The sequence below is a fragment of the Mesorhizobium sp. ESP-6-4 genome (assembly GCF_020164735.1).
In the GTDB taxonomy this organism is placed as follows: domain Bacteria; phylum Pseudomonadota; class Alphaproteobacteria; order Rhizobiales; family Rhizobiaceae; genus Mesorhizobium.
This window is the reverse complement of sequence record NZ_JAIUGS010000005.1, coordinates 247029-265609: the sequence shown is the minus strand read 5'-3', so window position 1 is coordinate 265609 and position 18581 is coordinate 247029. Positions and strand designations below refer to the sequence as shown.

Here is an 18581-nt window from a genome sequence, read left to right as displayed (position 1 = left end):
CGCCTTCAATCTCGGCGTCCGCTTCCAGGGAAGCGTCCTCCACGCCGTCGCGGATTTCCGGGAAATCCCGCCCACAGTCTATGTATTGCCTCTATCGGCGACGGTGCAAGCCTTGCCCCAGCGGCAGGGCGGGGAAAGATTTGCCGTCGAAATCCGATGATCCGGACACCTTCCGCAGCACGTCCGGCGGCGGGCAGATCTCCGGCAGTCGGGCCCTGTCGGCTGGTTTTAATAGGTGAGCGATCAATAAAAAAATGCCGTCGTTAATAATGTCGTGAGCAGAAAAAACTACTCATTTTTTCTGCGGTTTGAGCAAAAGCTAGATTCTTTTCCTGCTTCCCATGGGGTACGCAAACGAGGTGTTCCAAAGGCGAAGAAACGGTGCTTATATGCGCCCTTCGCGAGCCTGATAGAGGGGCTTGAGAGAACATCAGGGAGTGGTCAATGAAAAAGACAATGACTTTTGCAGCCGCGTTGCTGGCTGCAAGCGTCCTCAGCGGCATGGCCAGTGCTAAGACGCTCGTTTATTGCTCGGAAGCGTCGCCGGCCAATTTCGATCCGGGTACGACGACCGGCGGCAACGACTTCGACGCGTCTTCGCGCACCGTCTATTCCCGCCTGGTCGAATTCACGCATGGTGGCACCGAGATCGAGCCTGGTCTGGCCGACAAGTGGGAAATCTCCGACGATGGCCTGGTCTATACTTTCCATCTGCATCCGGGCGTGAAGTTCCAGACCACCGACTATTTCAAGCCGACGCGCGACCTCAACGCCGATGACGTCGTCTTCTCCTTCGATCGCCAGTTCAACAAGCAGAACCCGTGGAACGGCGACAAGTATCTGCCGAACCTCACTTGGGACTATTACACCGGCATGGACATGCCGAAATACGTCGCCAAGTGGGAGAAGGTCGATGACCTCACCGTCAAGCTGACGCTGACCGAGCCGAACGCGCCGATGCTGGCCAATCTCGGCATGGATTTCGCCTCGATCGTGTCGAAGGAATATGCCGACCAGCTCCAGAAGGACGGCAAGATGGCCGACTTCTCGACCAAGCCGGTCGGCACCGGCCCGTTCCAGTTCGTCGACTACCAGCTGGATTCGGTCATCCGCTATGCTGCCAACCCCGACTACTTCAAGGGCAAGGAAAAGATCGACGATCTGGTCTTCGCCATCACGCCTGACGCGACCGCCCGCATCCAGAAGGTGCTGGCCGGCGAATGCGACGTAGCGCCCTATCCGAACCCGGCCGACATCGCCACCATCAAGACCAACAAGGACGTGACGCTGATGGATCAGGCCGGCCTGAACATCGGCTATATGAGCTACAACACCACGATCCCGCCGCTCGACAAGCCGGAAGTGCGCCATGCGCTCAACCAGGCAATCGACCGGGAGGCCCTGATAAAGTCGCTGTTCCAGGATGCCGGCGCGACGCCCGCCCAGAACCTCATCCCGCCGACCATGTGGTCGTGGAACAAGGACGTGAAGACCGACACCTACAATCCGGAAGCGGCCAAGAAGGTTCTCGCCGATGCCGGCCTGAAGGAAATCCAGCTCTGGGCTGCCGACCGCGTTCGTCCCTACAACCCGAACTTCCAGCGCGCGGCTGAACTGATCCAGGCCGACTGGGCCAAAGTCGGCGTCAAGGCGAACATCGTCAACTACGAGTGGACGAAGTATCGCGAGGAAGGCAAGAAGAAGGACCGTCCCGGCGCCTTCCAGATCGGCTGGACCGGCGACAATGGCGATCCGGACAATTTCTTCGCCACTCTCTTCGCCTGCTCGGCCATCGGCGTCTCGAACTACTCCAGCTGGTGCGACAAGGATTTCGAGGACCTGATCCAGAAGGCAAAAAAGACCAGCGACCAGGCCGAGCGCACCAAGCTCTATGAGCAGGCGCAGGTGATCTTCGCCAAGCAAGCGCCCGCTTTCCTGCTGGCTCACAGCCAGGTTTACGCGGTCGTTCGCAATAATGTCACCGGCTTCAAGATGGACCCGCTCGGCATTCACCGTTTCGACGGCGTTGACAAGTCCGAGTAATATTGCGAACGGGGCGGCGCAACTTCCAGCGCCGCCCCGTTCCATTTGATGATGCTCCGATATCTTCTCAACAAAATCGCCCTCCTGATTCCGACCCTGGTCGGCATCACCATCTGTGCCTTCGCCTTTGTCCGGCTGCTGCCGGGCGATCCGATCCTCGCTATGGCCGGCGAGCATGGCGTCGCCCCCGCCCGCTACGAAGAGCTCAAGCAACAGTTCGGCTACAATCTGCCGATCTGGGAGCAGTATGCGCGCTATGTCGGTGAGGTCGCCACCGGCGATTTCGGCGTTTCCATCTCGTCCAAGCGGCCGGTCCTCGAGGAATTCAAGACGCTCTTCCCGGCGACGCTGGAACTGTCCTTCTTCGCCATGATCTTCGCCATGGTGATCGGCATTCCCGCCGGCATTTTTGCCGCCGTCAAGCGCGGCTCATGGTTCGACCAGTCGCTGATGGGCACGGCCCTTGTCGGTTATTCCATGCCGATCTTCTGGTGGGGCCTGCTGCTCATCATCTTCTTCTCGGGCTATCTCGGCTGGACGCCGGTCTCGGGCCGCATCGGCCTGCAGTTCTTTTTCAAGCCGATCACCGGCTTCATGACCGTCGACAGCCTGCTCTATGGCAAGTGGGATGCATTCCGCTCCGCGCTTAGCCATCTCGTCCTGCCGGCGATCGTGCTCGGCACCATTCCGCTGGCGGTGATCGCGCGCCAGACGCGCTCGGCCATGCTCGAGGTACTGGGCGAGGACTATGTCCGCACCGCGCGCGCCAAGGGCCTTTCGGCAGCGCGCGTCATCGGCGTGCATGCCCTTCGCAACGCGCTTATCCCGGTCGTCACCACCATCGGCCTGCAGGTCGGCACGCTGCTTGCGGGCGCCATCCTCACCGAGACCATCTTCGCCTGGCCGGGCATCGGCAAATGGATGGTCGATTCCATCTTCAAGCGCGACTATGTCGTCGTGCAGTCGGGTCTGCTTTTGATCGCGCTCATCGTCATGGCGGTGAACCTCATCGTCGATGTGCTCTATGCCGTCATCAACCCACGCATCAGGGCGGCATAAATGACCCAGACCGAAATCGCCCCGATGGCCGCCGGCAGCCCGGATCGGCTCACAGGCCTCAAGACCTTCTGGCACTATTTCTCGGTGAACCGCGGCGCCGTGATCGGCCTGTTCGTGTTCATCCTTTTGGTGCTCGCCGCGCTTTTCGCGCCGCTGCTCGCGCCTTATGCACCCGACGTCCAGGATAAGACCGCGTTTCTCAGGCCACCGGCCTGGCAGGCCGGTGGCAGCACGCAATATCTGCTCGGCACCGACCCGGTCGGCCGCGACATCCTCTCGCGCCTGCTCTACGGCGCGCGCTTCTCGCTGCTGATCGGCGCCGTGGTGGTCACGCTGGCGCTCACCGGCGGCATCACACTCGGCCTGCTGGCGGGCTATTTCCGCGGCTGGGTCGACGTTGCGATCATGCGCGTCATGGACCTGATCCTGGCCTTTCCGTCGCTGCTCCTGGCGCTGGTGCTTGTCACCATTCTCGGCCCGGGCCTGTTCAACGCCATGCTGGCGATCGCATTGGTCCTGCAGCCGCATTTCGCCCGCCTGGTGCGTGCCGCCGTGATGGCCGAGAAGAGCCGCGAATATGTCGTGGCGGCAAAGGTCGCCGGCGCCGGCCATCTGCGGCTGATGCTCGCCACCATCCTGCCCAACTGCCTTGCGCCTTTGATCGTCCAGGGCACGTTGTCCTTCTCCAACGCTATCCTGGAAGCCGCAGCCCTCGGCTTCCTTGGTCTCGGCGCCCAGCCGCCGACGCCGGAATGGGGCACCATGCTTGCCACGGCGCGCGAATTCATCCTGCGCGCCTGGTGGGTGGTGACCTTCCCGGGTCTCGCCATCCTCATCACCGTGCTTGCCATCAACCTTGTCGGCGACGGCCTGCGCGATGCCCTCGATCCCAAGCTCAGGAGGTCGTGATGGCGCTGCTCGACATCCAGAACCTCGTCGTCGAATTCCAGACCGCGTCCGGTCCGTTCCGCGCCGTCGACGGCGTCTCGCTCCATGTCGACGAGCGCGAGGTGCTCGCCATCGTCGGCGAATCCGGCTCCGGCAAGTCGGTGTCGATGCTGGCGGTGATGGGCCTGCTGCCATGGACGGCGACCGTCACCGCCGACCGCATGGCTTTCAACGGCCGCGACCTGTTGAAGATCGACCCGGCCGACCGCCGCAAGATCATCGGCAAGGACATTGCCATGATCTTTCAGGAGCCGGTCGCCAGCCTCAATCCCTGCTTCACCGTCGGCTTCCAGATCGAGGAAGTGCTGCGCTTCCATATGGGCATGGACAAGACTGAGCGCCGGGCGCGCGCCATCGAGCTTTTCAAGCAGGTCGGCATTCCGGAACCGGAGGAGCGGCTGAACTCCTTCCCGCATCAGATGTCGGGCGGCCAGTGCCAGCGCGTCATGATCGCCATGGCGATCGCCTGCAATCCGAAGCTGTTGATCGCCGACGAGCCGACCACGGCGCTCGACGTCACCATCCAGAAGCAGATCCTCGACCTGCTTGTCTCGCTGCAGGCCAAATACGGCATGGGCCTGATCATGATCACCCATAATATGGGCGTGGTGGCCGAAACCGCCGATCGCGTCATCGTCCAGTACAAGGGCCGCAAGATGGAAGAGGCCGACGTGCTGTCGCTCTTTGAATCGCCGAAGAGCAACTATACGCGCGCGCTGCTCTCGGCGCTGCCGGAGAACGCCGTCGGCGACCGGCTGCCGACCGTCTCCGACATGCTGTTCGAGCCCGCACCTTCAGGAGCCGGCGCATGACCAAGGTCGTCGAAGGCAAGGACATCAAGCGCGACTACCATGTCGGCGGCGGCCTGTTCCGCGGCGCGCGCACCGTCCACGCGGTGAAGGGCGTGTCCTTCAGCGTCGAGAAGGGCAAGACGCTTGCCGTCGTCGGCGAGAGCGGCTGCGGCAAGTCCACGCTCGCCCGCATCATCACGCTGATCGATCCGGCCACCTCAGGCGAGCTCTTCATCGACGGCAACAAGGTCGATATCGCCAGGGACGGGCTCACTAAGGAAATGCGCCGCAAGGTGCAGATCGTGTTCCAGAATCCTTATGGCTCGCTCAATCCCCGCCAGAAGATCGGCGATGTGCTGGGCGAGCCGTTGCTCATCAACACCGACAAGCCTGCCGAAGAGCGGCGCGACCTGGCGATGAAGATGCTGAAGAAGGTCGGGCTGGGACCGGAGCATTACAACCGCTATCCGCATATGTTCTCGGGCGGCCAGCGCCAGCGCATCGCCATTGCCCGGGCGCTGATGCTGAACCCGAGCCTGCTGGTGCTGGACGAGCCGGTCTCGGCGCTCGACCTCTCCGTGCAGGCGCAGGTGCTGAACCTGCTTGCCGACCTGCAGGACGAATTCCAGCTGACCTATGTCTTCATCAGCCACGACCTCTCGGTGGTCCGCTATATCGCCGACGACGTGATGGTCATGTATTTCGGCGAAGCCGTCGAATACGGCCCGCGCGACGAGGTCTTCTCCGACCCCAAGCACGCCTACACCAAGACGCTCTTCACCGCGACGCCGCGCGCCGACATTGCCAGCATCAAGGCGCGGCTGGCGAAGAAGGCGGCGTAGGCCTCCTGCTTCGTCATTCTAGGGCGGAGCGCCGCGAAGCGGCGCGAAGACCCTAGAATCCATGCCGGTACCTCAGCCGAAGAATGCAGCGGAGTAGAATTTCTGCACCGTGAGCGGCGCTCTCACGTCACGGAATGGACCCTCGGGTCTGCGCGCGTCGCTTCGCTCCTTGCTTCGCCCGTGGATGACGACGCGGAGGTGGTCGGGATCACCGCAACTTCGCAATAATCGCCCGCAGCGCTTCCCCAAAACGGTGCACCTCTTCCACCGTGTTGTAATGCACCAGCGAGGCACGAATGGCGCCGCTGTCCATCGACAGATTCAGCCGCTTCATCAGCCGCGGCGCATACATGTGGCCGTCGCGTATGCCGATCTGCATGGCGGCCATCTCCTCGACGATCCGCTGCGGCGACAGCTTGCCGATGTTGAAGCAGAAGGTCGGCACGCGCTCGGTGATGCGCGCCTCGTCAGCGACGCCGTAGATCGTGGCATTGCAATCCTTCAGCACCTTCAGCATTGCGCGCGCCAGCATCAACTCATAATCGCGGATGGCATTCATGCCGGCGACGATGTTGTCGCGGCGCGAGCGGTTGTTTTCGGGAAGGAAGTTGCGGCCGATCGATTCCAGATAGCGCACCGCCGCGTCCATGCCGGAGACGTTCTCATAGATGAAGGTGCCGGCCTCGACCTTGTAGGGCGGCTCGTCGGGAATGAAGTCCTCGCGGAAGGTCGGCAGCCGCTTCAGCGTGTCGAAGCGACCCCATAGGAAGCCCATATGCGGCGAGAAATTCTTGTAGCCGGAGCAGACGAGATAGTCGCACTGCCAGACTTGCACGTCGATCAGCCCATGCGGGCCGTAATGCACGCAATCCAGGAACACTTCGGCGCCGGCCGCATGCGCGATCCTGGCCACCGCGGCGACGTCGACGATCGAGCCGATCGAATGCGCTGTCACCGTGCAGGCGACGAGGCGCGTGCGCTCCGACACCAGCGGCTTGAGGTCGTCGACATGCAGATTGCCGTCCTCGCGCATGCGCCACCATTTGAACTTGGCGCCGGCGGTTTCCAGCGCCAGCCAAGTGGCGATGTTGGCGTCGTGATCCATGTCGGTAACGACGATCTCGTCACGCCCCCCAGGATCTTTCGCGAGCATCTGGCCGATGCCGAGGCTGACCAGGCGGATGAACGAGGTGGCGTTCATGCCGAAGCAGATTTCGGACGGACTGTAGGCATTGATCAACAGCGCCACACTCTCGCGTGCGTCGGCGACCGACTGATCGACGGTGACGCTGCGGCCATAGCGGCCGCCGCGCTGCACATTGTGTGAAACCAGATGATTGGTCACGGCATCCAGCACGCTTTGCGGGATCTGCGCGCCGGCGGCATTGTCGAGGAAGATGAAGTCGCCCGCCTGTTGAAGCGCCGGAAACATGGCGCGGATCTTCTCGACCGGGAACGCGGCGGCGTTGGTATTGTCGGACTGGTGCTTGTTCACGGGTAGGCTCCTGCGGGGACTTGGACGATCGGTGGACGGGGTTCAGCGCGTCTTCTCGGTCTGGAAGCGGCGCTCGAGCAGGCTGACGAGGCGCACCATCGGCCAGAGGAAGATGAGGTAGACAAGCGCCGCGCCGATCAGCGGCGAGGGATTGGCGTAGAGCGACTGCGCATTGGTCGCTTCCTTGAGCAGCTCCGGCAGTGCCACGGTCGAGGCGAGCGAGGTGTCCTTGAACATCGAGACGCAGTTGCTGGTCATCGGCGGGATGACCACGCGGATCGCTTGCGGCAGCACGACCTTGCGCAGGGTCAGCATGAACGGCAGGCCAAGCGCCTGCGCCGCCTCGAACTGGCCGCGCGGAATGCTTTCGATGCCGGAGCGAAATACCTCGGCCGAGTAAGCCGACATGATGATGGCGAAAGCCGTCACGGCGGACGCCCAGGACGACAGGCGTATGCCGAGGAAGGGCAGCGCGTAGTAGATCAGGATCAAAACCACCAGCACCGGCAAAGCGCGAAAGATGTCGGTGTAGCCGACTGCGAGCAGCCGCAGCGGCTTCGGCGCATAGAGCCGCACGAGGCTGATCGCCAGCCCCGCCGCGATACCGATGACGATGCTCATCACCCCAAGCAGCAGCGTGTTGAGAAAGCCGCGCAGCAGCGCCGGCAGGCTGGCTGCAATAACGCCGGGATTGAAGAAGGTGTCGATCAGCGACATGGGAGCGTTCCCGAACCGTTTTGCGTCCAGAGCAATTCCACGAAAAGTGCGAAACGGCTTTTCATCCGCAATTGCATCAAATCAAGGAGACAGACGCCAGAGCCAGGCACCGATACCGATTTTGCCGCACCGGCTTCGGCGATGGCAGGGCTCATGGGTGAAAAAACGGACGTGCCGGCCTCTCGCGCCGGCACGTCCGTTGTGTTCGTCGCCGCTCAGGCCTTGGGCAGCGGCATTTCCTTGACCGTGGAGGAGTCCGCCGGAGCATCGCTGTCGAACCACTTCTTGTGGATCGCGGCCAGCGTCCCGTCCTTCTTCATCGCGGTCAGCGCGTCGTTCAGCTTGCCGAGCAGCGGGTGGTCCTTGGTCATCATCAGGCCGTATTGTTCGCCGGTCTTGATGCGCTGCTTGACGACGAGGTCCTTCATCTTCTTGAAGGAATATTGCATGCCGGGGATATCGCTGACGGCGGCATCGACGCGGCCGGCGCTGAGGTCGAGCAACAGGTTCTGCTGCGTGTCATAGCCCTTCACGTCGCTGAAGCCGTCGGCCTGCTGATGGTCCTTGACCCAGGTTTCGCCGGTGGAACCGGAAAGCACGCCGACGACCTTGCCCTTGAGGTCCGCCTCGGTGCTGATCGGGCTGTCGGCCTTGGTGGCGATGCCCATGTCGGAGTCATAATAGGGCTGCGTGAAGGACTGCGACTTCAGCCGCTCCTGCGTGATGGTGATCGAGGAGATGGCGACGTCAATGCGCTTGGAGGTGGTAGCGGCGAACAGCGCCTGGAACCCGAGATCGGCGATGTCGGTGGTCATGCCGATGCGCTTGGCCGCCTCGTTGACGATGTCGACCTCGAAACCCTCGAAGGTGCCGCTCTCGTTCTTGTATTCGAAAGGCGGATTGGTCGGGTAAGCGCCGACATTGAGCACATCCGCGGCGTAAGCGGTGGCGGGGCCGGCGGCGATGCCGATAGCGGCAGCCATGAGAAGCAGGTTGCGACGAGTAAAGCTCATTTCTGTTCCCTCTGTTGTTGAACGGGCGGGTTTTCCCCGCACGGTTTTTTGCCGCCCCGCTTCCGGCAGGGCGTCAATTCATTGCGGCGGTCATGCGTTGAAGCGCCGTTTCTATCTGGCTGGTGTCGCGGCACACGCACATGCGCAGGAACGCCGCAGCCGAATTTCCGAACAGGTGACCGGGCGCAAGCCCCACCCGCGCCGTCTCCAGAATGCGGGCGCAGGCGCGGCGCGCGTCGTTCTCGCCCTCCATGGCGAAGAACGCATACATGCCGCCGCGCGGCTTGGTCGGCAGGATGGTGCCTGGGATTTGCGCCAGCCGGTCATAGGCGAGGTCGAGGCCCATCCTGATCCGCTGCCTGATTTCCTCGACCAGCGGCTCGCCCTGGCGGATCGCCGCGACGGCGCCGGCCTGGATCGGCGCGGCGGTGCCGCTGTTGACATATTGCGTCATCGCGCCGAACTGGTCGGCAACGCCTGACGGATGGGTCAGCCAGCCGACGCGCCAGCCGGTCATCGCCCAAGCCTTCGAGAAGCTGTTGACCGAAAGCACCCTGTCGCCATCCTCGGCGATCTGCAGGATGGAAGGAGCGACGTCGCCCTCGAGATAGAGCCGGCCGTAGACCTCGTCGGAGATGATCCAGATGCCGGTGCGCCTGCTGAAGTCCAGCAGCGCCTGCATCTCCTCGCGCGTCGCGGTCCAGCCGGTCGGATTGGACGGCGTCGACAGGAAGATCGCGCGGGTGCGCGCATCGCAGCTTGCAAACAATCGGTCGAGATCGAGTTGCCAGTCGCCCTTGAAGTCGAGCGAGAACGGGCGCGGCTCGCCGCCGATCAGATGGATGGCGTTGTGGATGTTGGGCCATTGCGGCGCGACATAGACGACGTTGGTGCCGGTATCGACCAGCAGTTCCAGCGCCAGATAGAGCGCCTGCATGCCGCCCGGCGTCACCGTGGTCCGCGCGATCGGGATCGAGCGGCCGTGGATGCGCGTCTGGTATTCTGAAAGCGCCTCGTTCAGCGGGCCGTGCCCGCGCATGTTGGGAACGTAGAAGGTCAGGCCTTCGTCGAAGGCGGCCTTCGCCGCGTCACGGATGAAGGCTGGCGTCACCATATCGCCTTCGCCGTACCAGAGCGCGATGACATCGCCGAGTTCCCGCGCGCGAACCGCGAGGTTTGCGATGTTTTCGGTGTGCAGATCGCGAATCTGGGCACGCACGCCATCAAAGGCATAGCGCGCGCTGGACGATGAATGGGGCAGTATGAACGACAAGGACCGAACCCCTCTCACCCGGAACACTGCGATGGACCGGAAAAGCCCCTCCAGCCGGACAGTCGCGATCTTGATGCTATCCAAAGTACGGCGCTTTTCAAGGCGAAAGTTTTAAGCTTAAAGTTTGGCGACCCTCTGCCTTGCCGATATGCTCTCGCCTAGCCGGCCCCTTGCGCCAGTTCAGCGCGGGCGGCGGTGCCGTTGGCCGCGGCCCCGGCACCGAGAAACATCGTGTCGCTGGCCAGCACGAAGAAACTCGCGCCGATTGCTGCCCATCGGCTGACGGTCTGGGGGCTGGCGCAAAATATGCCGGCAGTCCTGCCATGTGCGATCGTTACGCGAATGATTGTTCCGATCGCCTCGGAGAGCTTGTCCGCGCCTGCCGGGCCGACCGCGTCGATCGACACCGAGAGATCGCCAGGGCCGACGAAGACTACGTCGACGCCGTCGACCGCCGCGATCGCTTCGATATTGGCCAGTCCCTCCGATGTCTCGACCTGGACCGCGACGATCGTTCGGTTGTTGGCGGAGGCAAGATATTCGGGAATACGATAGCCATAGCCCGCGGCCCGGCCGGGACCGACACCGCGCGCGCCTTGCGGCGGATAGCGCGAGGCCTTCACCGCAATCGCGGCCTGCTCCGCTGTCGAGACGCGCGGCACGAGCACGCCTTGCGCGCCGCTGTCCAGCGCCGCCTGAATGGCTTCCGGCGCATGGCCGGGAACCCGGACCATCGCCGGCACGCGATGCACGTCGGCTGCCCGCACCATGGCCTCGATCATGTCGCGCGAGATCTGCGCGTGCTCCCAGTCGATGCAGAGGAAATCGAGGCCGGACAGCGCCATCACCTCGACGGCGACCGGATGGGGAATGGCGGTGAATGACCCGATAAGGTTCGTCTTGCCGACGCATTTCTGGCGGAACTCGCTCATGCCATCCCCTTCTGAGTTGCCCAATGCATACCCGCAAATGACGGCGAGGCGAAGCTATTTCAGGCTTGAAATATTTTCACGCCGGCCTAGCGTGTGGCGTCCCGCCGCGAGTTTCCGAGATGATCAAAGCCCATCCCCTCCACGGCCCGAACAGACTGAAGCTCGGCGTCTTCTCGACCAATGCCGATGGCGGGCTTGCCATCACCGACGTGCCGGAACGCTGGACCGCAAGCTGGCGGGATAATCTGACGGCCGCCCAGATAGCCGACCGCGCCGGCCTCGAATTCATGTTGCCGATCGCGCGCTGGCGCGGTTTCGGCGGCCGCAACAAGGTCCGCGAATTTTCCTTCGAGACCTTCACCTGGGCGGCGGCGCTCGCGGCCGTGACCGAGCAGATCGGCCTGTTCATGACGGTGCATGTGCCGCTGGTGCATCCACTCTACGCCGCCAAGGCGCTGGCGACGGTCGACCACATCAGCAAGGGCCGCGCCGGGCTCAACATCGTTTGCGGCTGGAACCCGAAGGAATTCGGAATGTTCGGCACGCCGTTGGTCGAGAAGGGCTATGACCAGGCGGCGGAATGGATTGAAATCCTCGAGCGGCTCTATGCATCGAGCGAGCCTCTCGACTACGAAGGCGCTTATTATCGGCTCAAGGAGGCGGTGAGCCGGCCGGCCAGTCTTCAGGTTCCGCGTCCGGTGACGATGAATGCCGCTTTCGGCGGCCCGGGCCGGGATTTCGCCGCTGCCAGATGCGACTATCTGTTCACGACCTTTTCCGAGATGAACGATGCCGGCAAGCATGTCGCCGACATCGGTGAGCGCGCCGACAAGGCGGGCCGCGATGTCGGCGTCTATACGGTTGCGCATGTCGTCTGCCGCCCGACGGTGGAAGAGGCGCAGGCCTATTACACGCGCTACGCCGTCACGATGGCCGACCACGAAGCCGTCGACGCCCATATGGCCGGCAAGAAGGAATTCTCCCAGTCGCACGATCCGCACGCCTATGACCGCTACCGCCAGCGCTTTGCCGGCGGCGCCGGCACTTATCCGTTGATCGGAACCCCTGAAAAGATTGCCGCCGATATGGTCGCCATCGCCGGGCATGGTTATCAGGGCATCGCGTTGTCCTTTGTCAACTACACCCAGGAACTGCCCTATTTCTGCGACCATGTTCTGCCGCTGCTGCGGCAGGCCGGGCTTCGCGAGTAACTATTCCGGGATAACAGCCGTCGCCTGAATCTCAACCTTGGCCCGGTCCTCGACCAGCGCCACCACTTGCATCGCCGCCATCGCCGGGAAGTGTCGGCCGATCACGTCGCGATAGGCCTCGCCGATGCCCTTGAGGTTGCCGACATATTCGGCCTTGTCGATAAAGTACCAAGTCATCGAGGTGATGTGCCGCGGCTCGCCGCCGGCTTCGGCGAGCACGGCAACGATGTTGGCGAGCGTCTGGCGCACCTGGCCGACGAAGTCGTCGGTCTCGAACCGGCATTCGGCATTCCATCCGACCTGGCCGCCGATAAAGACGAGCCGGCCATGCGCGGCCACACCATTGGCGTAGCCGATCGGTTTGGCCCAGCCTTCCGGCTGCAGGATCGTGTGCATGTCCAGTTCCCCCTGGTTCAAACTCGTTCTCACGCCCCGCCCATCACCTGCCTGGCGATGACCACCTTCTGCACGTCCGAGGCGCCCTCATAGATGCGCAACGCCCGGATCTCGCGATAGAGGCTCTCGATGATGTGTCCCTTGCGGACGCCATCGCCGCCATGCAGTTGCACCGCCTTGTCGATCACGTCCTGCGCCTTATCGGTGGCGAAGAGTTTGGCCATGGCGGCCTCGCGCGTCACCCGCGCGGCGCCCATGTCCTTGGTCCAGGCGGCGCGGTAGATGAGGAGCGCAGCCGCGTCGACATCCAGCGCCATGTCGGCGAGGTGACCCTGCACCATCTGCAACTCCGCCATCGGCGCGCCGAACAGTTTTCGCTCGGCCGCGCGTTTGATGCTTTCGTCCAGCGCGCGGCGCGCGAAGCCGAGGGCGGCCGCGCCGACCGTCGAGCGGAACACGTCGAGCACCGACATGGCGATGCGGAAGCCGTCACCGGGCTTGCCGATCAGCGCGGAAGCCGGAATGCGGACATTATCGAAGGAGAGCCGCGCCAGAGGGTGAGGGGCGATGACCTCGAGCCGCTCGGCGACGCTGAGCCCCTTCGTCTCCGCCGGCACGACGAAAGCGGAAATCCCCTTGGCGCCGGGCGCCTCGCCGGTGCGGGCGAACACCACGTAGAGGTCTGCGATGCCGCCATTGGAGATCCAGGTCTTTTCGCCCGAGAGCAGATAGTCGCCGCCTTCGCGGACAGCGGTCATTTCCATATTGGCGACATCCGACCCCGAGCGTGGCTCGGAGAGCGCAAAGGCGGAGATCGCTTGGCCGGTCCGCGTCTTCTCCAGCCAGCGCTGCTGGTCCGGCGTGCCGAACAGCGTGATCGCGCCGGTGCCCAGCCCCTGCATGGCGAAGGCGAAATCGGCGAGCCCATCGTGGCGGGCAAGCGTCTCGCGCGTGATGCAGAGCGTGCGCACATCAAGCGGTCCGGGTTTGGCCGGGTCGAGCGCCGTCGGCTTCAGCCACCCGTCGCGGCCGAGCATCGCCACGAGACCGCGGCAGGCGGCGTCGACGTCGTGGTGGTCGACGGGAAGGTTTTGTTGGCACCAGGCTTCCAGACGCTCGGCGAGTTGGCGGTGGCGATCTTCGAAGAAGGGCCACAAGAGGAAGGTGCGGTCAGGCATTTGCACCTCCGCAGTGCTTAGGGCGTTGCGCTCTACGGCGCCCCCCTCTGTCCTGCCGGACATCTCCCCCTCTAGGGGGGAGATTGGCAGTTTTGGCGTCCCGCTCAATCCTGCGGCGTTGGTGGTTGGCGAAAGCGGGGGCGACATCCGATCTCCCCCCTAGAGGGGGAGATGGCCGGCAGGCCAGAGGGGGGCGCTGTCCCGCCAACCTCTCCAAGAACACACCCATTCTCAACTCCCCTCGAACACCGGCTTTTCCTTGGCCACGAACGCCTTGTACGCCCGCTCGAAATCGCCGGTCTGCATGCAGATCGCCTGTGCCTGCGCTTCCGCCTCGATCGCTTGCTCGAGGCCCATCGACCATTCCTGGTTAAGCTGCGTCTTGGTGATGCCATGCGCGAAGGTCGGGCCGGAGACGATGCGCGCCGCCATGTCGAGCGCGTCGGCCTCCAGCGCCGAGGGCTCGACCAGCCGATTGTAGAATCCCCAGCGCTCGCCTTCGGCGGCGCTCATGGTGCGGCCGGTGTAGAGCAGTTCGGCGGCGCGGCCCTGGCCGATGATGCGCGGCAGGATCGCGCAGGCGCCCATGTCGCAGCCGGCGAGGCCGACGCGCGTAAACAGGAAGGCGGTCTTTGCCTCCGGCGTGGCGATGCGGATGTCGGAGGCCATGGCGATGATCGCGCCGGCGCCGACCGCAACGCCGTCGACGGCCGCGATGATCGGCTTGCCGCAGTTGAGCATCGCCTTGACGAAATCGCCGGTCATGCGCGTGAAGGCGAGCAGCGCCTTCATGTCCATCTGGATCAGCGGCCCGATGATGTCGTGGACATCGCCGCCCGAGCAGAAATTGCCGCCATTGGGCAGGAACACCACGGCATCGACGTCGTCGGCATAGACGAGCTCGCGAAACGTGTCGCGCAGCTCGGCATAGCTGTCGAAGGTCAGCGGGTTCTTGCGCTCCGGCCGGTCGAGCCGGATCTTCGCGATCTTGCCTTCGACCTGCCAGAGGAAGTGCTTCGGCTTGAGCTTGGCCATGGCGCTCATTCGCGTCCCTCCCAATTGCTGCGGAACGATTTCAACATGCCGGTCAGCTGCCGCGCCTCGTCCTCGCTGACATTGCCGAGCAGCTCGCCGACCCAATTCTCATGCGCGGCGGCGATCGTGGCGAAAGACTTCGAGCCTTCCTCGGTCAGCCGCACCATCGAGGTGCGGCGGTCGCCGTTGCGGCGCGCGCGCATCACCAGCCCTTCGGAAACCAGCCGGTCAACGATGCCCGTCACATTGCCGTTCGACACCAGCAGGAAGCGCGACAGATCGCTCATCAGCATGCCTTCCGGCGAGCGGTAGAGCGCCGCCATCACGTCGAAGCGCGGCAGCGTGGTGTCGAACTCCTTCTTCAAACGCTCGCGCAGCTCCGCCTCGATGGTGCGCGAGGCGCGCAGCAGGCGTATCCACAGCCGCAGCCTGTCCTTGCCCGGTCCGGCGGAAGTCGGTCCCGCTACCATGTCTCGCCTCCCGAGATTGAAATGGCCTGCCCGGTGATCGACCGCGCGGCGTCGCTGCATAGCCAAAGCACCGCCGCCGCGACTTCTTCCGGCTGGATGAACCGCCCCTGCGGGTTCGTCGCCGCAAGGCTCGCGCGCGCCTCGGCGGTGGAACGTCCGGTCTTCTCGACGATGCGCTGGACGGACTCCTCAAGAATCTCGGTTTCGACGAAGCCCGGGCACACGGCATTCACGGTGACACCGGATTTGGCGGTCTCGGCCGCTAAAGCCCGCATCAGCCCGACAACACCGTGCTTGGCCGCGACGTAAGGTGCGACATAGGCATAACCCTTGAGGCCCGCGGTCGAGGCAATGAAAATGATCCGGCCTGTCTTTCGCGCGAGCATTCCGGCGAGCGCCGGCTTCACGGTCAGGAAGGCGCCGGTGAGATTGACGTCGAGCGTGCGCTGCCAGTCGGCCAGCGCGGTCTTGTTCGCCGCCGCGCTGCCCGCCATGCCGGCATTGGCCACGACGATGTCGAAGGGTCCGCGTGCGGCTTCCGCCTTCTGGTACACGTCCGCCATGTCGGCCTCGTTCGTGACATCGGCAGTGACGGCAAAGATGCGGTCGCTTTCCTTCGCCACCTCGGCCAGCGCCGCTTCGCGCCGCCCGCATATGGTGACGGCCACACCTTCTGCCGCCAGCGCTTGCGCAATGGCTTTGCCGACGCCGGAGCCGCCGCCGGTGACCAGCGCGTGCTTGCCGGCAATTTCGCGCACGGCGCTCATACTTTGAGCCCCGCCGCCGCTTCCCGCTCGGCCAGCCGGTAGATCTGGTCGCGTCCCGGCAGATAGGGATCGGGCCATTTGACGCCGCGGTCGCCGAGCGTCACCGCCGCGTGCAGCGTCCAGTAGGGATCGGCAAGATGCGGCCTGGCCAGCGCCACCAGGTCGGCGCGCCCGGCCATCAGGATCGAGTTGGCGTGGTCCGGCTCATAGATGTTGCCGACCGCCATCGTCGCCATGCCGACCTCGTTGCGGATGCGGTCGGAAAACGGCGTCTGGAACATGCGGCCATAGACCGGCTTGGCGGCGATCGAGGTCTGGCCGGCCGATACGTCGCAAAGGTCGACGCCGGCTTCGTGCAGCATCTTCGCGATCTCGACCGCATCCGAAGGCGTGACGCCTTCGATGCCCACCCAGTCATTGGCCGAGATGCGCATCGAGATCGGCTTTTCGGCCGGCCACACTGCGCGCACCGCATGGAAGATTTCCAGCGGATAGCGCATGCGGTTTTCCAGCGAGCCGCCATAGTCGTCGGTGCGGCGGTTGGTCAGCGGCGTGATGAAGGCCGACAGCAGGTAGCCATGCGCGGCATGGATCTCCAGCATGTCGAAGCCGCAGCGTTCGGCCATCTCGGCCGAGGCGACGAACTGGTCGCGAACCAGATCCATGTCGGCGCGGTCCATCGCCTTCGGCACCTGGTTCTTCGGCGACCATGGCACGGCCGAAGGCGCCATCACCGGCCAGTTGCCGTCCGGCAGCGGCACGTCGGTTCCTTCCCAGCCCACCCGGGTCGAGCCCTTGGCGCCGGAATGGCCGATCTGGGCGCAGATCTTTGCTTCGGTCTCGGCATGGACGAAATCGACCAGCCGCTTCCAGGCGACCTCATGCTCCGGTCTGTAGAAGCCAGGGCATCCGGGCGTGATGCGCCCTTCCGGGCTGACGCAGGTCATCTCGATATAGAGCAGGCCGGCGCCGCCCTTGGCGCGTTCGGCATAATGCGAAAAATGCCAATCGGTCGGGCAGCCGTCGACCGCCTTGTACTGCGCCATCGGCGAGACGACGATGCGGTTGCTGAGCGTCATGTCGCGCAGCTTGAACGGCGCGAACATCGGCGCGCGGCGTAAGCTGTTGCCGCCGGCGCCAGCCTTGCGCTGGAACCATTCCTCGGCGCCCGCGAGCCATTCGGCATCGCGCAGCCGAAGGTTCTCGTGGCTGATGCGCTGCGAGCGGGTGAGCAGCGAATAGTTGAATTGAACTGGATCTAAACCGAGATATCGTTCGACTTCTTCGAACCATTCCAACGAATTGCGCGCCGCCGATTGCAGCTTCAGCACCTCGGTGCGCCGCGCATCCTCATATTTGCGGAAGGCCGCATCGAGGTCCGGCTCGGACTCGACATAGTCGGCGAGCGCCACCGCGCTCTCCAACGCCAGCTTGGTGCCGGACCCGATGGAGAAATGCGCTGAAGCCGCCGCATCCCCCATAAGCGCCAGGTTCTTGTACGACCAGCGCTCGCACAGCACCCGCGGGAAGTTGATCCACGCCGAACCTCGAATGTGGTTGGCGTTGGTCATCAGCGGGTGGCCGCCGAGATGCTTTGCAAAAATGCGTTCGCAGACCGCGATGGATTCCTGCTGCGTCATCTGGCCGAAGCCGAAGGCAGCCCAGGTCGCTTCGCTGCATTCGACGATGAAGGTCGCGGTCTCGCTGTCGAACTGGTAGGCATGCGCCCACACCCAGCCATGCTCGGTCTTCTCGAAGATGAAGGTGAAGGCGTCGTCGAATTTCTGCGTGGTGCCGAGCCACACGAACTTGCATTTGCGGGTGTCGATGTCCGGCTTGAAGACGTCGGCGAACGTGGCGCGGGATTTAGAGTTCAACCCGTCGGCGGCGACCACCAGGTCATGCGTTTCCATAAAGGGTTTCGGGCCGGAAACATCGGTCTCGAACATCATCTTGATGCCGAGCTCGCGGGCGCGCCGCTGCAAGAGGATCAGGAGCCGCTTGCGGCCGATGCCGCAAAAGCCATGGCCGGAAGACACCGTTCGCACGCCGTCATGAATGACGGCGATGTCGTCCCAATAGGCGAAATGCTTCTTGATCCAGACGGCGCTGACCGGATCGTTCCTGGTCAGGTTCTCCAGCGTCTCCGCCGACAGCACCACGCCCCATCCGAATGTGTCGTCGGCGCGGTTGCGCTCATAGACCGTCACCTCATGCGCGGCATCGCGCAGCTTGAGCGAGATGGCAAAATAGAGGCCGGCTGGTCCGCCGCCGAGAACCGCAACCTTCATGTCTTGCGATCTCCTCTTCACATCGGGACTCGCCGGCAAAGGCCGGCGATCCCGATTGTCAGTATCGCGCCGGCCGGCAATTATTTCAAGCTTGAAGTTTTATAATTGAATGATCGCGGC

Annotated in this window: 17 protein-coding genes; 6 read left to right on the top strand and 11 right to left on the bottom strand. The window is 63.7% G+C overall.

Annotated elements, in window-relative coordinates:
* Positions 1 to 444 precede the first annotated feature (444 nt).
* The 5 genes from LB523_RS13100 to LB523_RS13080 are packed head-to-tail and all read left to right on the top strand — an operon-like array spanning position 445 to position 5683.
* Positions 445 to 2043, top strand: coding sequence for an ABC transporter substrate-binding protein (locus tag LB523_RS13100; protein ID WP_224603136.1), 1599 nt, complete (start codon positions 445 to 447; stop codon positions 2041 to 2043).
* Positions 2044 to 2094: 51 nt separating this feature from the next.
* On the top strand, positions 2095 to 3102 hold the full coding sequence (locus LB523_RS13095; RefSeq protein ID WP_140629740.1) for an ABC transporter permease subunit: 1008 nt from the start codon (positions 2095 to 2097) through the stop codon (positions 3100 to 3102).
* Positions 3103 to 4011, top strand: coding sequence for an ABC transporter permease subunit (locus LB523_RS13090; protein WP_140843856.1), 909 nt, complete (start codon positions 3103 to 3105; stop codon positions 4009 to 4011). It begins immediately after the preceding gene.
* Positions 4011 to 4862 carry an ABC transporter ATP-binding protein gene (locus tag LB523_RS13085; protein ID WP_224603133.1) on the top strand — a complete coding sequence of 284 codons (852 nt, stop codon included), beginning with the start codon at positions 4011 to 4013 and terminating at the stop codon, positions 4860 to 4862. The genes LB523_RS13090 and LB523_RS13085 overlap by 1 nt, the downstream gene beginning before the upstream one ends.
* Positions 4859 to 5683, top strand: coding sequence for a dipeptide ABC transporter ATP-binding protein (locus LB523_RS13080; protein ID WP_224603131.1), 825 nt, complete (start codon positions 4859 to 4861; stop codon positions 5681 to 5683). Before LB523_RS13085 ends, LB523_RS13080 begins: the two co-directional genes overlap by 4 nt.
* Before the next feature lie 208 nt (positions 5684 to 5891).
* Here LB523_RS13080 and LB523_RS13075 read toward each other — a convergent pair whose 3' ends face one another.
* The 5 genes from LB523_RS13075 to LB523_RS13055 all read right to left on the bottom strand — a co-directional run bounded on the left by LB523_RS13075 (position 5892) and on the right by LB523_RS13055 (position 11113).
* A complete protein-coding gene (locus LB523_RS13075; protein ID WP_224603128.1) occupies positions 5892 to 7178 on the bottom strand; it encodes a cysteine desulfurase-like protein in 1287 nt (428 codons plus the stop codon).
* 42 nt (positions 7179 to 7220) lie between these two features.
* Positions 7221 to 7895 (bottom strand): amino acid ABC transporter permease, encoded by a 675-nt coding sequence (locus LB523_RS13070; RefSeq protein WP_095766038.1) that lies wholly within the window; start codon positions 7893 to 7895, stop codon positions 7221 to 7223.
* Positions 7896 to 8110: 215 nt separating this feature from the next.
* Positions 8111 to 8908 carry an ABC transporter substrate-binding protein gene (locus LB523_RS13065; RefSeq protein WP_140543112.1) on the bottom strand — a complete coding sequence of 266 codons (798 nt, stop codon included), beginning with the start codon at positions 8906 to 8908 and terminating at the stop codon, positions 8111 to 8113.
* Between the two features lie 73 nt (positions 8909 to 8981).
* Positions 8982 to 10181, bottom strand: coding sequence for a pyridoxal phosphate-dependent aminotransferase (locus LB523_RS13060; RefSeq protein WP_224603126.1), 1200 nt, complete (start codon positions 10179 to 10181; stop codon positions 8982 to 8984).
* 158 nt (positions 10182 to 10339) lie between these two features.
* Complete coding sequence (locus LB523_RS13055; RefSeq protein ID WP_224603125.1) at positions 10340 to 11113, bottom strand: HpcH/HpaI aldolase family protein; 774 nt, start codon at positions 11111 to 11113, stop codon at positions 10340 to 10342.
* Positions 11114 to 11232: 119 nt separating this feature from the next.
* On the opposite strand from LB523_RS13055, the gene LB523_RS13050 reads away from it, so the two are divergent.
* On the top strand, positions 11233 to 12324 hold the full coding sequence (locus tag LB523_RS13050) for an LLM class flavin-dependent oxidoreductase (RefSeq protein ID WP_224603124.1): 1092 nt from the start codon (positions 11233 to 11235) through the stop codon (positions 12322 to 12324).
* On the opposite strand, the gene LB523_RS13045 is transcribed toward LB523_RS13050, so the two are convergent.
* From LB523_RS13045 to LB523_RS13020, 6 genes are all read right to left on the bottom strand, one after another.
* Complete coding sequence (locus LB523_RS13045) at positions 12325 to 12720, bottom strand: RidA family protein (protein ID WP_224603123.1); 396 nt, start codon at positions 12718 to 12720, stop codon at positions 12325 to 12327.
* A gap of 29 nt (positions 12721 to 12749) precedes the next feature.
* Positions 12750 to 13898 carry an acyl-CoA dehydrogenase family protein gene (locus LB523_RS13040; RefSeq protein WP_224603122.1) on the bottom strand — a complete coding sequence of 383 codons (1149 nt, stop codon included), beginning with the start codon at positions 13896 to 13898 and terminating at the stop codon, positions 12750 to 12752.
* Between the two features lie 231 nt (positions 13899 to 14129).
* Positions 14130 to 14942 (bottom strand): enoyl-CoA hydratase family protein, encoded by an 813-nt coding sequence (locus tag LB523_RS13035; RefSeq protein ID WP_224603121.1) that lies wholly within the window; start codon positions 14940 to 14942, stop codon positions 14130 to 14132.
* Positions 14939 to 15403: a MarR family winged helix-turn-helix transcriptional regulator gene (locus LB523_RS13030; RefSeq protein WP_224603120.1), complete on the bottom strand. Its 465-nt coding sequence runs from the start codon at positions 15401 to 15403 to the stop codon at positions 14939 to 14941. The genes LB523_RS13035 and LB523_RS13030 overlap by 4 nt, the downstream gene beginning before the upstream one ends.
* On the bottom strand, positions 15397 to 16170 hold the full coding sequence (locus tag LB523_RS13025; protein ID WP_224603119.1) for an SDR family NAD(P)-dependent oxidoreductase: 774 nt from the start codon (positions 16168 to 16170) through the stop codon (positions 15397 to 15399). Before LB523_RS13025 ends, LB523_RS13030 begins: the two co-directional genes overlap by 7 nt.
* On the bottom strand, positions 16167 to 18461 hold the full coding sequence (locus LB523_RS13020; protein ID WP_224603117.1) for a bifunctional salicylyl-CoA 5-hydroxylase/oxidoreductase: 2295 nt from the start codon (positions 18459 to 18461) through the stop codon (positions 16167 to 16169). The genes LB523_RS13025 and LB523_RS13020 overlap by 4 nt, the downstream gene beginning before the upstream one ends.
* Between the last annotated feature and the right edge of the window lie 120 nt (positions 18462 to 18581).